The sequence below is a fragment of the Thalassotalea agarivorans genome (assembly GCF_030295955.1).
In the GTDB taxonomy this organism is placed as follows: domain Bacteria; phylum Pseudomonadota; class Gammaproteobacteria; order Enterobacterales; family Alteromonadaceae; genus Thalassotalea_D; species Thalassotalea_D agarivorans.
The window spans coordinates 2714735-2729636 of sequence record NZ_AP027363.1; the positions used below are offsets into that span (position 1 = coordinate 2714735).

The 14902-nt window shown below is 42.0% G+C and carries 11 protein-coding genes; 4 read left to right on the plus strand and 7 right to left on the minus strand.

The window, feature by feature from the left end:
• Positions 1-100 precede the first annotated feature (100 nt).
• From QUD85_RS12390 to QUD85_RS12415, 6 genes are all read right to left on the minus strand, one after another.
• Positions 101-1492, minus strand: coding sequence for a DUF4397 domain-containing protein (locus QUD85_RS12390; protein ID WP_177168812.1), 1392 nt, complete (start codon positions 1490-1492; stop codon positions 101-103).
• Between the two features lie 70 nt (positions 1493-1562).
• Positions 1563-2054, minus strand: a complete 492-nt coding sequence (locus tag QUD85_RS12395) for a chalcone isomerase family protein (RefSeq protein ID WP_093326697.1) — start codon at positions 2052-2054, stop codon at positions 1563-1565.
• A gap of 57 nt (positions 2055-2111) precedes the next feature.
• Entirely contained in the window at positions 2112-3674 is a 1563-nt protein-coding gene (locus QUD85_RS12400; RefSeq protein WP_093326695.1) for an AMP-binding protein, read from the minus strand.
• Between the two features lie 314 nt (positions 3675-3988).
• Positions 3989-7060, minus strand: coding sequence for an efflux RND transporter permease subunit (locus tag QUD85_RS12405; protein WP_093326694.1), 3072 nt, complete (start codon positions 7058-7060; stop codon positions 3989-3991).
• Positions 7061-7068: 8 nt separating this feature from the next.
• Complete coding sequence (locus QUD85_RS12410; protein ID WP_093326692.1) at positions 7069-8172, minus strand: efflux RND transporter periplasmic adaptor subunit; 1104 nt, start codon at positions 8170-8172, stop codon at positions 7069-7071.
• Positions 8173-8185: 13 nt separating this feature from the next.
• Positions 8186-8908: a TetR/AcrR family transcriptional regulator gene (locus tag QUD85_RS12415; RefSeq protein ID WP_093326691.1), complete on the minus strand. Its 723-nt coding sequence runs from the start codon at positions 8906-8908 to the stop codon at positions 8186-8188.
• 143 nt (positions 8909-9051) lie between these two features.
• Between QUD85_RS12415 and QUD85_RS12420 the strand changes: the two genes are divergently transcribed.
• A complete protein-coding gene (locus QUD85_RS12420) occupies positions 9052-10731 on the plus strand; it encodes an alkaline phosphatase family protein (RefSeq protein ID WP_093326689.1) in 1680 nt (559 codons plus the stop codon).
• A gap of 75 nt (positions 10732-10806) precedes the next feature.
• On the opposite strand, the gene rsmI is transcribed toward QUD85_RS12420, so the two are convergent.
• Positions 10807-11655, minus strand: coding sequence for a 16S rRNA (cytidine(1402)-2'-O)-methyltransferase (rsmI, locus tag QUD85_RS12425; protein WP_093326688.1), 849 nt, complete (start codon positions 11653-11655; stop codon positions 10807-10809).
• 115 nt (positions 11656-11770) lie between these two features.
• Here rsmI and QUD85_RS12430 point away from each other — a divergent pair, with 115 nt between their 5' ends.
• The 3 genes from QUD85_RS12430 to QUD85_RS12440 are packed head-to-tail and all read left to right on the plus strand — an operon-like array spanning position 11771 to position 14900.
• A complete protein-coding gene (locus QUD85_RS12430) occupies positions 11771-13927 on the plus strand; it encodes a penicillin-binding protein activator (RefSeq protein ID WP_093326686.1) in 2157 nt (718 codons plus the stop codon).
• 12 nt (positions 13928-13939) lie between these two features.
• The gene (locus tag QUD85_RS12435; protein WP_093326685.1) at positions 13940-14293 is read left to right on the plus strand and encodes a YraN family protein; all 354 of its coding nucleotides are present in this window, start codon (positions 13940-13942) and stop codon (positions 14291-14293) included.
• 16 nt (positions 14294-14309) lie between these two features.
• Complete coding sequence (locus tag QUD85_RS12440) at positions 14310-14900, plus strand: phosphoheptose isomerase (RefSeq protein ID WP_093326684.1); 591 nt, start codon at positions 14310-14312, stop codon at positions 14898-14900.
• The last annotated feature ends 2 nt before the right edge of the window (positions 14901-14902 follow it).

The window sequence follows — 14902 nt, forward strand, 5'->3', positions numbered from 1 at the left end:
TACGGACAGGTTGGCTAATGAGATCACTTTTTAAACGAGAAAAACACCTAGCAGCGAATTGCCACTAGGTGATTGATTACTAAGACCTTTACTTTATTAACTAGTTAACAAAGTCGTCTTGTAAGATTAAGTTAGCTGGAGTACCGCCGGCATTATCTACTGCTGTTGCAGAGTAAACACCGCCGCCCATCAACATTAATGAACCAGTATCAATAACTACTGTTTTGTCGCCAGGAGGGGTAATCTTCACGTTGTATTCACCCGGTGGTAAAGCTACATAACCTGTACTTGCTTTGAATGGGATATCAGCAAATGTTGGGTCAACACCATCGATTACACCATCACCTGTTACATAAATATCTACATTACCTACCGTTGGGTGTGCGTGCGTTAAACGAACGCTTGCTTGCGTTGCAATGCTGCGCACTTCATCCATCAATACATAGAATTCTAATGGAATGTCTGGGTCTTCCGCCGCTAAAGTACCAACCGCATATACTGTGTAAGACATATCTGCTGACACATCTAGGTCACCTTCAATGCCTACAACATTATTGTCTGAAGACAAAGCAACTTTCACGTTGTAGATACCATCTGGCAGAGGCAGATAATCTGAAGCGCCTGTGAATGGCACGTTTGTTAGTGCCGCTGTATCGTTCACTAGAATATCAACTTCAGGTACATCTGGAGCGGCATGTACAACACGCACCCAAGATTCAGTTCTGTCATCAATAATCGTTAACGTGTCTGTACCGTTATTTGCAATCAACTGCACTGGTGATGTAGTTACGCCAGTTTTTGGTGCAGCTGCAACAAATAGGTCACTGCCTGCAGGCAAATCTGGTAGCACAGCGTCAAACGCTACAGCGCCCATACTATCGCCTTCTGCGATAACTAAACGTACACGGTACGTGCCCGCTGCAACTTCTACTTGATCTGTCACATCACCGTAGGCTAGCGTACCTAGTGGGTCGCCAAGCTCATCTGTAGCGCCTGTCACGTGCAGGTCTACTGTTGGTGCGTTTGGAGCGCCATGTAAGACTTGAAGGCGGATGTTACCTTCAGTTACGTCTGATTTTGCATTTGCAATTACAGCCGTGGTTAAATCGTTTGTTGTATCACCGTCGTCTGCAACATATCCATGCGCAAACACTGTGTATTCCATGTCAGCCATCAAATCTACTGCGCCTAAGTCTAAAACTTGCACAGTTGACTCGTCCGCTAAAATGCCGTCTACCGTTACCATGTAGCTACCTTCATCCAACATGATGAAGCCAGAACCCTCAGTATAATCAACCATAGAAAGCGCTTCCGCACCATCTACGTTAACGTTTACCGCAGGCGCATCAGCACTACCGTGGATAACTCGGATGTAAGAAGAGCCAGGCTCGACCGGTGGTGGTGAAATAACAACATCATCGTCGTCATCATCACATGCTGCAAGCACTGAAATGGACAATGCTATGAGAAGCGATTTTGTAATTTTATTCATTGTTAAACCCTCGTTTAAAAAGTGCATTGGGCAATACGCCTTGCCGTAAGTATCAGATCACAAAAAAGTTTTATTTTTCTGAAAGCCCCAGAAGACGTGCTCTAAGCTCTGGTTCACTAGTTCCTTCTGACAACCAAATAGCTGCAAACAACGGACCAAAATCCTGATCTTGGACTTGCCCGATCATTTCATTGTTGAAGTGGAACATGCTGCCGTTTTCGTTCACAGTTAGCGTTAACGAGTCACCTTCTTTGATGTCCGGCCACATGGTAAGGAGCATTGGAATGTAGTCTTGATAGTTTTGCGAAGGCACGTTTAAGTGTTGCCATTGTTCTTGAGTAGATTCGACAAGCGCTTTCGCCTTGATGTCGCGTAGATAGGTAATTTGGAGTTGAATCGGCCACTCGCTTTCATTGTAAGAGCCAGTGGGCGTTAGAAGCTTGCTGTCGTAAATATCCCAGAAAAAGTAAGAAAAGCGAGCAGAGCCCACTTCTTTAAAGTTGTCAGTGCCCCAGGATAGGTTAGAAAAAATAATTAAAAAACAAAATGATAATATACGCATCACGCCTGACTCCGCAGTTCTAATACTTAGCTATACGGAGTAAGACGTTTTAGGGATCTATTTCCTTAATTCACGTCTAAGGATTTTACCTACTGTAGATTTTGGCAATTCATCCATAACGGTTATTTTTCTGGGCACTTTATAGCCGGTTAGTTGTTCTCGACAAAAGTTGATAACCTCCCTTTCCTCAATAGTGTCATTGATAGTCACGTAAGCTACGACTTTTTCACCCGCTCGGGCGTCCTGCTCTGAAACAACCGCTGCTTCAACAATATTTGGATGCTGGACAAGCACATCTTCAACTTCATTCGGGTACACGTTAAAGCCGGAAACTATAATCAGGTCCTTTAAGCGATCCACTATTTTAATCGCGCCAGAGGCTTGCTTGATGCCAACGTCCCCTGTTTTAAAGAATCCATCACTAGTAAAAACAAGCTTTGTTTCATCTGCCTTTTGCCAATAGCCAGACATTACTTGAACGCCCTTTACAGCGACTTCACCTTCTTCGCCATCAGGAACCGCTTCTTCGTTTTGGTCGATAATTTTAACGTCAGTACCCTTTAAAGGCGGGCCTACTGTGCCAACTTCTTCGAAGCCAGGTTTATTAAAGCAAACAACAGGTGAAGTTTCAGATAAGCCATAGCCTTCACTTATTGAACACCCTGTAACTTGCTTCCACAAATTAAATGCGGCCATGGTGAGAGCGGTTCCGCCGCTGATGGTTAATTTGAAACTAGAGAAATCTAACGCTTTAAAGTCTGGATGGTTGCATAACCCGACAAAGAGCGCATTTAACCCTGACATACCGGTAAATTGAAACGGCTTAATTGCAGCGACAAACGCATTAATATCACGAGGATTTGGTATTAGGACGTTTAAATTACCTTGACCGAAAAACACCACCATATTTACCGTAAACGCATAAATATGATATAGCGGCAGTGGGCAAATAAAGGTCTCCTCCCCTTCCTTACAACCATCACCTAATCGTTCAAGAAGTTGCATCGCATTGCCAACAATATTGCCATGGGTCAATGCTGCACCTTTAGATACGCCGGTAGTGCCACCCGTGTATTGTAAGATACATACATCTGATAACTGCGCATTAACATGTTGCTGCAACTGCAAAAACTTACCCTTTGACAGCGCATCGTTGAATGCTGTTGCGCCTTCAACTTCAGGTTTATTGCCTGTAAGAATATCAGCAGCATCTGTTACCAGTGTTGTTTCTATGCTCGTATTAGAGGCGATTTGCTCAAACTTAGGAAACAAGTCAGAAAGGATAACAAGCGCCTTCGCACCCGAATCTGCAAATTGGTGCTGCATTTCTCTGGGCGTATACATTGGATTGGTATTCACAATAACAAGACCTGCGCGCAACGCTGCATATACAGCTATTGGAAATTGCAAAATATTGGGCAGTTGAATCGCTATTCTGTCACCCGGATTTAAATGAGCTTCCTGTTGAAACCAAGCAGCCAAATCTTTCGACTTATCGTCAATTTCCGCAAACGTTAGTGTTTGCCCCAAACACGAAAATGCAGGTAAGTCAGCATGCTGATGAAACGCATACTCTATAAAGTCCACTAAATTATTAACACTATGGTTAGCAATACTCATTCACCCAGTCCTTAACGCTAAGTTATTGAAAGACATACAATGACATTAAGTATGGCAGTTAAATAAAAACGTGCCTAAATATTTGGGGTCAGAATATGTTCTGACCCCAACCAACCGCTCCCATTCTTTTATAGCCAAACCTGCTCAATGTTCAAACATCCCTGATTCACTGAGATAGCGCCGAAATTGGCGTATATGGATTTAATTCTTGGATAAGTTATATGTGGCTAGATGTATCTTTTTAACATTTGGGGTCAGAACATGTTCTGACCCCAAATGTTGCAGGCATAAAAAAAGGCCTTGCGGCCTTTTTTTTAATCCCAAGCGGGTTCAGGTTTATGGCGAGTTTCCGCAAGCCACAAATAGAAGCAAGGTAGTACCACTAAAGTAAAGAAAGTACCAACCAACATACCGGCAACTAAAATAATACCAATACTGTTTCGTGCTTCAGCGCCGGCTCCTGTTACAAGTACCAGTGGGAAGTGACCCAATACGGTTGCGCCCGTCGTCATCAAGATAGGACGCAAACGCGTTGTTGCTGCTTCCTTAACTGCCTCTAGTTTAGATTTGCCTTGCAATTGAACATGGTTGGCAAACTCAACAATTAAGATACCGTTTTTCGCAATCAAACCAATCAGTGTAATCAATCCGATCTGCGAATAGATGTTGATCGTGACATCTTTTATTTCTAAGAAAGTGAGTAGCAGCGCGCCGCTAAGCGCCAACGGGACACAGCCTAATAGAATAACTAAAGGATCTCTGAAGCTATTAAACTGAACAGCCAATACTAAGAACACGATTAAGCAAGAAACTGCAAGCACTGTCATTAATGTGCTTCCTTCCTTGCGCAACTGACGTGACTCACCGGTATAATCTAAAGAGTAATTCGGTGGCAAAATATCTCTTGCTGTGGCTTCTAACGTCGCTAAAGCCTGTTCTTTGGTAACACCTGGCGCAGCACCACCATAGACTTTGAACGAGTTTTGTTGACCAAATGTTGCGAGCGATCTAGGCACTGTTTTCCAATTTAAACTGGCAAAGCTTGAAACCGGTACTAAGTCGCCTGAAGGGGTTTTAATATCAAGATCCAATATACTTTCCGTTTGCCCACGCACTTCGTTCGATACAATAGGTATAACGCGATACGCCTTACCATTAGAGTCAAATCTATTAACAAAGTTGCTCGACAGTAATATCGCCATTTGATTAGAAATTTCGGCCATGCTTAAGCCCAAATCAGCAACCTTTTGACGGTCAATTTGCAGCTCTACCTGAGGTAAATCTATCTTAAGGTCAGTATCAGCAAACAAAAATTGTCCGCTACCAAAGGCCGCGCCAACAAGCTGATCAGCATAACCTTTCATTTCCTCATAAGGTGCAGACGCTTTAACGACCAGTTCTACATCGAACTGCCCCGGCGTTGGCAATGGTGGAAACAATATTGGGAAAAAGTTTAGCCCAGGAATAGAGATGATCTGACCATACACCATAGGTAAAATTTCTTCCGAAGACATTTCACGTTGGTCAGCTGATACCAGCTCCAAGCCCCCAAATCCGCCAGATGGGAAAACTATTTGCCATACTTGCTTGCCGCCATCAACCGTCTTTAATTTTTCAACCAACGTATTCATGTGTGACACATTGTATTCTAGGGACGCTTCAGGCGGAGACTGGATCACGAACATTACGCCATTTTGATCTTCCGTTGGCGCCAATTCTTTTTTGGAGCCTAAATAAAATGGGATGGCCGCTAGTGCTACAGTGAGTGCAATTAGAAATACTATGGCTTGATTCTTAAATATTTTCTCTAACGCTCGTCCATATAAGCGCTGCATGCCATCAAAAACACCATTCACTGACTTAGTAAAACGCCCTTCTTCTCCACCTCTTGGTGACACATAGGCACTCATAATCGGTGATAGCGTGATAGCAACAATACCTGAGAAAATAACGGCGATTGCTAATGTAAAGGCAAACTCTTTAAACAAGACACCGGTAAGTCCAGATAAAAAGCCTATTGGCGCATAAACAGCTGCTAGCGTAAGCGTCATTGATATAATCGGCACCAATAACTGTCTGGAGCTCAGCAAGGCAGCATGTGTTTTTGACATGCCTTGACGCATATATCTTGCAACGTTTTCTACAACAACAATGGCATCATCTACTACTAAACCTACCGACAATACAATAGCCAAAATCGTGAGTAAGTTTAATGAGAATCCCATTAATGACATCGCTGCAACAGCACCTAAAATCGAAATAGGTATGGTGATTAGTGGCACCATCGCGCTACGCAATGAACCCATCATCAGTAGTACAACGATACCCACCAGAGTTACTGTTTCAGCTAACGTTGTGAATATTTCTCGTAGCGCATCGCGCATATAAATAGTAGCGTCAAAGGCGTAACCAATTTCCATCCCCATAGGTAAAGATTGGTTGATCTCATCTATTTTCTCATAGAGTCGATCGCCAATAGCAATTTCATTAGCACCAGGTAAGGGCCAGATAGAGATGTATACGGTATCGTTCTCGTCAAGTCGTGCAGTTACTGCAGCATCCTCAGCCCCTAGCTCGATACGGGCAACATCACCGAGATAAATAACGTCATTATCGACGCGTTTAACTACTAACTTATTAAACTCACTTACATCACTTAATTGCGTGTTAGCGACAATATCGATGCGTTGTCGACTATTTTCAGCGTAACCCATCGTAGCAATGGTATTGTTTGTTGCTAGAGCTTGATATACATCTGTAGCGCTTAGATTAAACATCGCTAATCGTTGCTTATCTAGCCAAACGCGCATCGCTGGAGTTCTAGCTCCTTCAATGCCAACTCGTTGAACACCTTCAATAGATGTCAGTACCGGAGTCACTTGCCTTGTTAAGTAATCCGTTACTCGAGACAGTTCATTTCCTTTGGTATCAACATCCAAATAGAAAATAGCAAAGGGTCTATCAGCTCGTGTTACAGAAACCACGGGATCTTGCGAGCCAGCCGGCAATTCGTACCTAATCTGACTTAGCCTTGAGTTAAGCTCCGCAAGTGCCGCCGTACTGTCCTCATTCATTTTCAACCAGGCAGTAACTGTACTGCTTCCTGACGTTGTATTTGAATCAACAAATTCAACACCTGGAACCGTAGCAGCTACCCGTTCTATAGGTTCAGTTACATAGCCTTTGACAACTTCCGCTGATGCCCCAATATAGTAGGTATTAATTACAAGAGATGCACTTTGGATACGAGGAAACTGCAATACAGAAATAGTATTGCTCGCCCATAAGCCCGCTAAACAAATAACAAGAGACAGCACTATAGCGATAACGGGTTTTCTAACGAAAACATCCATTACCGATGATTTGGATTCTAATTGTTGGTTCATAATGCTGATTATTCCCCGCCAGATGATGCAGGCATGCCATCACCATTTTGCACAATAACCTTCATTTGAGGGCGTAATTTGAAAGAACCTTTTGCAGCAATTAACTGACCAGGTTGTATTCCATCACTCACTAAAACCTGATCGCCAACTCGCTCTTCGACGGTTATTTTTTGTAAAGAAGCACGATACGCACCGCCTTCTTCAGGTGTTAACAAGAACACGAAGTTACCTAGCTGGTCGCGTTTTATTGCGACATCAGGAATTGACACAAGCTCATTTTCTGGCGCTACCGGAACGGTTACACCGACAAGTGTATTTGGCTTCAAGGCAACGTAATCATTAGATAGTTGAGCACGATATTTTAAATTACGTGTACTTGCCGACAAATGTGGATCAACCGCAATCACTCTCGCATCAAACGACTCTTTTGTACTAATTTTTTGAATCGAGACAGCATCACCTACCGCTAATTCGTTATAAACCTGCGGCATAGAAAAATCGACCCAAATGTGGTCTTGAGTACCCACCAAGGAGACAATATCTGAATTCGCCTGCAAATATTGACCCACCTCCAAATGATGGATACCAATAGTCGCATCGAATGGCGCTCTAAGTTGCTTTTTACTGATGCTGTTTTGCAGTAACGCGATATCTGCCTTTGCAATATCGACTGCAGCCTGACTTTGATCAAACAACTCATCACTAATTTCTTTGCGCTTGTGCAGTTTTGCATGTCTAGCCAAAGTTTGTTGGTTTAACTTTAACTGTGCTTTTGCCGCGAGTAACTGTGCATCTTCTGCATCATGGTTGATTTCAAGTAAAAGTGTCCCTTTCTTAACAACCTCGCCGGCAGGTAAGTTTAACGTGACTATTTTGCCCGCTAGTTCATTCATCATTTCAACATGTTGTGGCGCGCGAACATGACCATTTACGTTAATCGACTTAGTGTAAGCAACCGAAGGTACTTCCAATGACTCTACGAATGCAACGGGCTCAGGCATCATGGCGTCTTGAGCCGCTTGTTCGTCTAATAAATTCGCTTTGTATAAATAAATGCCAGAGCCAATAGCAGCGAGAATAACAATGGCAAAAATCCAATTTAAAAATTTCATAATTTTCCTGTGGTTATCGATAACCTAATCCTGAAAGAGCATCACAAACCGCCGCAATACTTTGGTCGTCCAGCGGTTTATTAAAAGGGTAACTGTTTAATAGGCGCGTCATCGCCTGAATATATGTATCATCTGCGCTAAGTGGCTTTTGCTTCGTAGGAACGCCCGTTTCGCGTTCTTGATACCAAGTTAAGTGTACTTGCACCGTACTGAAATAGCCCACCGCAATAGACCAGCAAGCGAGGTTTAATTGTTCACACAATTTATTATCTGCATCGAGTTCACCTGACTCAACTGCCGAATTCAGCATATTAACAAACGTCGCTTCGCAAACTTTGTTCGCACTAATCATTTGCTCAGCCCAATAATTACTGCTGCGTTTTAATACCGCTTTAGAATTTACAAAGTTTTCTAATTCTGGTTCGAAGCTGTAAATAGCAACCTTAGAAAAATCGAGCAAACTTAAGGCGATCATTTTCTGAGGTGTTGTTAAAGCCATTTCGTTGATAACAGCAAAGACAGACTGTCTTTGTTTAAACATGCGAGTAGCAAGCGCAATTAGAACGTCTTCCTTGCTTTGCACATGCTTATATACTGAGCCCATAGAAATGCCGGCTTCTTTGGCGATAGCAGACATAGTGAAGTCGAGCAAACTGGTTTGCTCGATAATAGTTTCAGCCGCTTTGAGCACGATTTGCTCTTGTTGCTGATGTGAATACTTTGGCGCTGGCGACATTTAAATACCTATTCGAACATTATTCGAATGTAAAATTCTAGCTTAAATTCAATGTATTTAAAAGCTAAATTATTAAAATTCTATCAAGTAATGTAATTAACTGTTAACTTTACATTAACACCTTTGCATTATAGAAAAGATACATGAAAAACCACTATCTACTGTCGATTTTATTAGTAACAAGTTTTGTCACGCTAGCAAAAGATAAACCAAAACTGGTTCTTCAAATAACAGTGGATCAAATGCGTGGAGACTTTATTAATCGATATCAAGGTAACTTGAGCAAAGGTGGATTTAACTATTTGGTAAAAAACGGTGCGGTGTTTTCTCAAGCACATCACATGCACGCCAACACCGAAACCATCATTGGGCACACCACCCTTGCAACCGGTGCTCACCCTTCGGTTCATGGCATGGTTGCCAACTTATGGTATGACCAAAAACTCAATCGTTTGCAATACAATGTAGAAGATCCCAACTTCCCACTGCTATCAAAAGGTGCAGGCGTTAATAAAAGTACGGAAATTGATCCTACGCAGGCAGCCGCAAACTCTGATGGCAGAAGCCCAAATGCTATATTAACTACGACGTTATCCGACGAAATTGCGATAAGTAGCAATAAACAAGCAAAAGTATTTGGGATAAGTGTAAAAGACAGAGGCGCTATCGCAATGGCGGGACATAGCGGCAAAGCTTTTTGGTTTTCCAAGAAAAATGGTGAATTTATCACCAGCCAATACTACTACTCGAAGTATCCTCAATGGGTAGAGCAGTTTAATAATAAAAATTCAGCGGCTAAATATGGCAATCAACAATGGTCGTTATTAAAAAACCAATCAAGCTATTTATTTGCGAAAGATGATGAGCAAGCTTGGGAACAAGATATTGCAGGTTTTGGCACTACTTTCCCTCACCCATACGGAGATAATTCAAGTCCCTACTTCAATACGTTATTAACACTAAGTCCCGCTGGAGATGAATTAACCTTACAATTTGCAAAAGCGTTGATAAAACAAGAGAAGCTTGGAAAAGATAACATCACCGATTATTTATCAATCAGTTTTAGTTCTACTGATTACGTTGGGCATATTTTCGGCCCTAATAGCCTAGAATCGGAAGATAACTTCTTAAGGCTCGATAAAAAAATAGCAGAACTTATCGCCTATGTTGACGACCAAGTCGGTATCGAAAACACCTTGATTGTACTTTCGGCTGATCATGGCGCAGCGAATACACCAGGCTATTTAAATAAGATAGGCGTTAAAGCAAGCTATGTGTCTCCAGAGGCATGGAATATAGAAGAGAAAATAACTGCGCTTGAAAAGAAATGGCGACTAAAAGGGAAACTGTTGGAGCAATTTGTTTCTCCCTATGTTTATTTAAATGATTCAGTGCTTGCCAGCCATAAAAACAAAGATGAAATAATAAGCGAAGTTGTAGCCATGTTTGCAAGCTTTGATGGAGTTTTACATGCGATCCCCGCTACGCACATCGAAAATGGACAACTTCCTGACACTATGACCATGAAAAGAATAACCAATAATCATCATAACGATCGCTCTGGTGATATTTATCTGGTGTATGAAGTGAACCATTTTATCAACGACTTCGACGGCCTCCATGTTGCCTCAACACACGGTTCTCCTTGGCACTATGATACTTACGTGCCACTTATTTTCGCGGGCTGGGAAATAGAAACTGGTGAACATTCAACGTCAGTTGCCACCGCAGATATTGCTGTGACGTTAGCCGATTTACTTGGCATTAATGCGCCAAGTGGCGCGTCTGGAAAAAGCCTGAAACACTTTCTTTTAGACGACTAACATCTAATATTTGGGGTCAGAACATGTTCTGACCCCAAATGTTATTAATATAAAAATCAGCTACTTAATTTTTTGTTACTTGAAAGATAGGGCTAAATTGTACAAGGCATTTTTCTTGACGCCATGAATTTCGGCCGCAATGGCACATGCTTTTTTAGGAGGTAATTCTTTAAGTAACAGTTTTAACGTTTGAATGGTTGCATCGTCTATCGCATTAGGATCAACTTTATGCCCTTCGATTATTAATACCATTTCACCTTTTAATTGATTGGCATCGCTATTTAACCATTGCAATAAAGCGCCAGCGGAATCAGATACAATAGTCTCAAAGGTTTTAGTCAATTCACGCGCAATAACCACTTGCCGATTATCTCCTAACGTGTCGCAAATATCTTGTACGGTATCAATAGCTCTTCGTGGAGCGTCATAAAACACCATAGTTCTTGGTTCTGAAGCTAACGCTGAAAGTGTTGCTTTTCTAGCGCCTGATTTTGATGGAAGAAATCCTTCAAATGAAAATCGATCGGTTGGCAGGCCCGCCGCACTCAATGCTGCGATAGCCGCGCACGCACCTGGAACAGGCACCACTTTGTGGTTGTTTTCTTGGCAGAAACGAACGATGTGAAAGCCTGGATCGCTAATCAATGGCGTACCAGCATCAGACACCAAAGCAATCGATTTGCCCTGCGATAACAATTCACCGATATAGTCTTGGCGCTGCCTTTCATTATGATCATGTAAAGATATCGTCTTATTGGTGATAGAAAAAGCCGACAAAAGTTTGTGGGTATGACGCGTGTCTTCGCATGCGATTAAATCAACGTCAGCGAGCAATTTAAGTGCTCTGTCGGTTATGTCAGCCAAGTTTCCAATGGGCGTAGCAACAATATATAAAGTGCCAGGCTGTGCAGTTATCGCTGTCATTTAACTTTCTTTTATTGAGAGAAAACAAGATGATGTTTATTATACATATATCTTGAATCGTTCGAGCGAGATTTTTCGCTTTCTTATAGCTCGTAATTGGTAATCAAATTCATATATGCAAAAACATCTGTCTAAAGCCGCAATATTAAGCGTATTCCTTGTTGGTTGTGCTACGTCGCCACCTCCAACGCCAACTCCTGTAGAACAGGACCTATCTACCATTACGACACTCGAAGAAGATCATGCGGTTACCGCACAAACTTACCTTGATTATGCTGCAGATGCAGAGCAACTTCAGTCGCTTGACTATTTGGTTTATGCCAGTGAACAGTTTGCCAATGAAGAAAATTATCACAAAGCACTTTGGTTAGCGCTTCAAACCGATGTGTTGATTGATGAGGCTAGTGCAAATGCTGACTACCAATCGGAAGAACAACAGTTAAAGTTTGAGATAGCTCATTATCGTTTGGCCTTAGTTAAGGCAACTAGTCTGGTTTCAATGCAAGAGTTTACACGCGCAAGTAAAAGCCTAGACACTGCAAATGAAATCGCTACTACATATAGCTTGCAGCACTTGAGCCACTATTATTATCTTGAAAATCAAGTGCAGTTGGAGCAAAAACGCGACGTATTAGCATTAAATGCTTATTTGAATGCTGTAGCCTTGAATGAAGAAACAGATGAACAGGATATTTACACGATTTGGTTTGAGCTAACGCAGTTAACAAGTTGGCAGGTTGATCAATTAGAGGCACTTTCACCACCAGATTTTGCCCCTTGGAAGGCACTTATATTAGCCGCCCACAAATACGGTTATGACCAAGATGCATTCAACACACAATTAAGCAAATGGCAAAGTGAGTATCCCGGTCATGATGCGAATGCATTAATAGCGCATCTATCTACGCCTTTATCAGAGCGCCCTGCACTATTCGATAAGTTTGAATCGCAGCAGGTAGAAATGCCTATTGATGACCTTTCAAACAGTAATGAGAGCGAATCAAACTTAACTTCTGATTCACTCGACGAGCCGCAATTGGCAGAAAATTTATCAGACACCTTACCCGATGAATCAACTGCTGATAGCAACGTTTTAGCTAATGAAATAGCACCTGAAAGCAACGAGATGCTAGGTGAGGACAGCATGCTCGAAGGCGATGAACTTATCGAGCACGAAGGCGAAGAACAGACACAAATATTGCCACCAAACAAAGATCATATTGCGGTATTGCTACCACTTACCGGGCGTGCCAAAACAGCGGGACTTGCTGCGCAACAAGGGATCATGACAGCTTACGAGAAAAAGCCAGGCAAGAAACTGTTTTTTTATGACACCAATGCCCAGGACATGACAGAAATTGTCGGTCAATTTGAACAACAAGCCATAGGTTACGTTATCGGACCGTTATTGAAGTCTAATATCGATGATTATATGGCACAAAGCACCTTGGCTTTGCCTACGCTTTTCTTAAACTTACCTAACAAATCGATCGTCGAAGAGAAGCAAGTTGCCTTTTCAATGCGACCAGAAGACGAAGCGGTGCAAGCAGCAACAACACTTGCGCGACAAAACTACAAGTATCCTTTAGTTATGGCGCATAAAGACAAAACAAGTGAGCGCATTACGCAAGCGTTTATCACCCGTTGGCAACAAGAAACCGGCGTTAAACCGCAAGTAAGCTTTTTCTCAAAAGGGTCAACCATGCAAACTGCGTTAAAAGACGGCTTTGAAGTAACAGAGAGTAAAAAGCGTATTGCTTCAGTGAGCCGACAGTTCCCGGTAAGCATAAAGTCAGAAGCGCGTAATAGACGTGATATAGACATGGTTTACATTATTGGTAGTCCTCGCCAAACCAGACTGCTAAAACCTTATATCGACGTTAACGTTAGTCCTTTCGCTAAATTAGTGCCTGTTTTTGCTTCATCAAAAAGCCATAGTCTTAAAATTGAAGGTGTTGACTACCGCGACTTACGCGGGCTTATTTTTACCGATATGCCAGTAGCGCTTGAAGACCCAGCCAATGAGCAATCATTAATAAGGTTGGCAAACCAATTATGGCCTACACGCAGTGACACACTGCATCGAATTTTCGCTATGGGCTATGACAGTTACCAATTAGTCGAAAAAATAGAAACAATGAAACAAGCGCCTTATGTACGACACTTTGGCGAAACAGGTGTGCTGCAATTAACGGACGAAAATATCATATTGCGTAGTTTGTTATGGGGCCGTTACGACACCAACGAAATTCAACAAGTGGTACTAAACTAGGGAAAGAATTTAATGAAACGCGAAACAGGGAAGTTAGCGGAGCAAAAAGCAGAATACTATTTAAAATCAAAAGGACTAAACGCCATTACGCAAAATTTTTTGTGTAAACTAGGTGAAATAGATTTAATCATGTCAGAACTAAACACCTTAGTTTTTGTCGAAGTAAAATATAGAAAATCAACTTTGTTTGGTGGAGCCATCTCCGCAGTTTCTGCACAAAAAATAGATAAAATAAAAAGAAGCGCGCTAATTTATATGCAACAACAATCAATTAATGCCTATAATACCGCCTGTCGCTTTGACGTCGTCGCATTGAGCGGCGATGTAAATCACCCCAAAATAGAATGGATAAAAAACGCCTTTTAGCGGAGTTTTCTTACATATGTTAGAGCTTATTAAAGCCAATTTTACCGAGAGTATTCAAACCAAAATAGCTGCCAGCGAAGCGCTAGCTAGCCCTATAGAACAAGCAGCAATGTTACTTGTGCAATGCCTATTAGCAGGAAACAAAATTCTAACCTGCGGTAATGGTGGCAGTGCAGGCGATGCTCAACATTTTTCTTCAGAGTTACTCAACAGGTATGAAACTGAGCGTCCAAGCTTACCGGCAATAGCACTTACCACTGACTCTTCAACGCTTACTTCTATTGCAAATGACTACGCTTATGAGGAAGTTTTTTCTAAGCAAATACGTGGATTAGGTAATCAAGGCGATATTTTATTAGCGATATCCACAAGCGGCAATTCTCGCAATATCGTTAAAGCGATAGAGGCTGCAGTGTCTAGAGATATGCCGATCATTGCCCTAACAGGTGGTGACGGTGGCGATGTTGCGGGTTTGCTTGGCGAAAATGACATTGAAATTCGCGTGCCTTCAAATAGAACAGCACGTATTCAAGAAGTACACCTATTAGTTATTCATTGCTTATGTGACCTAATAGACTCCATTTTATTTCCTCAAGGTGATTCTTAACC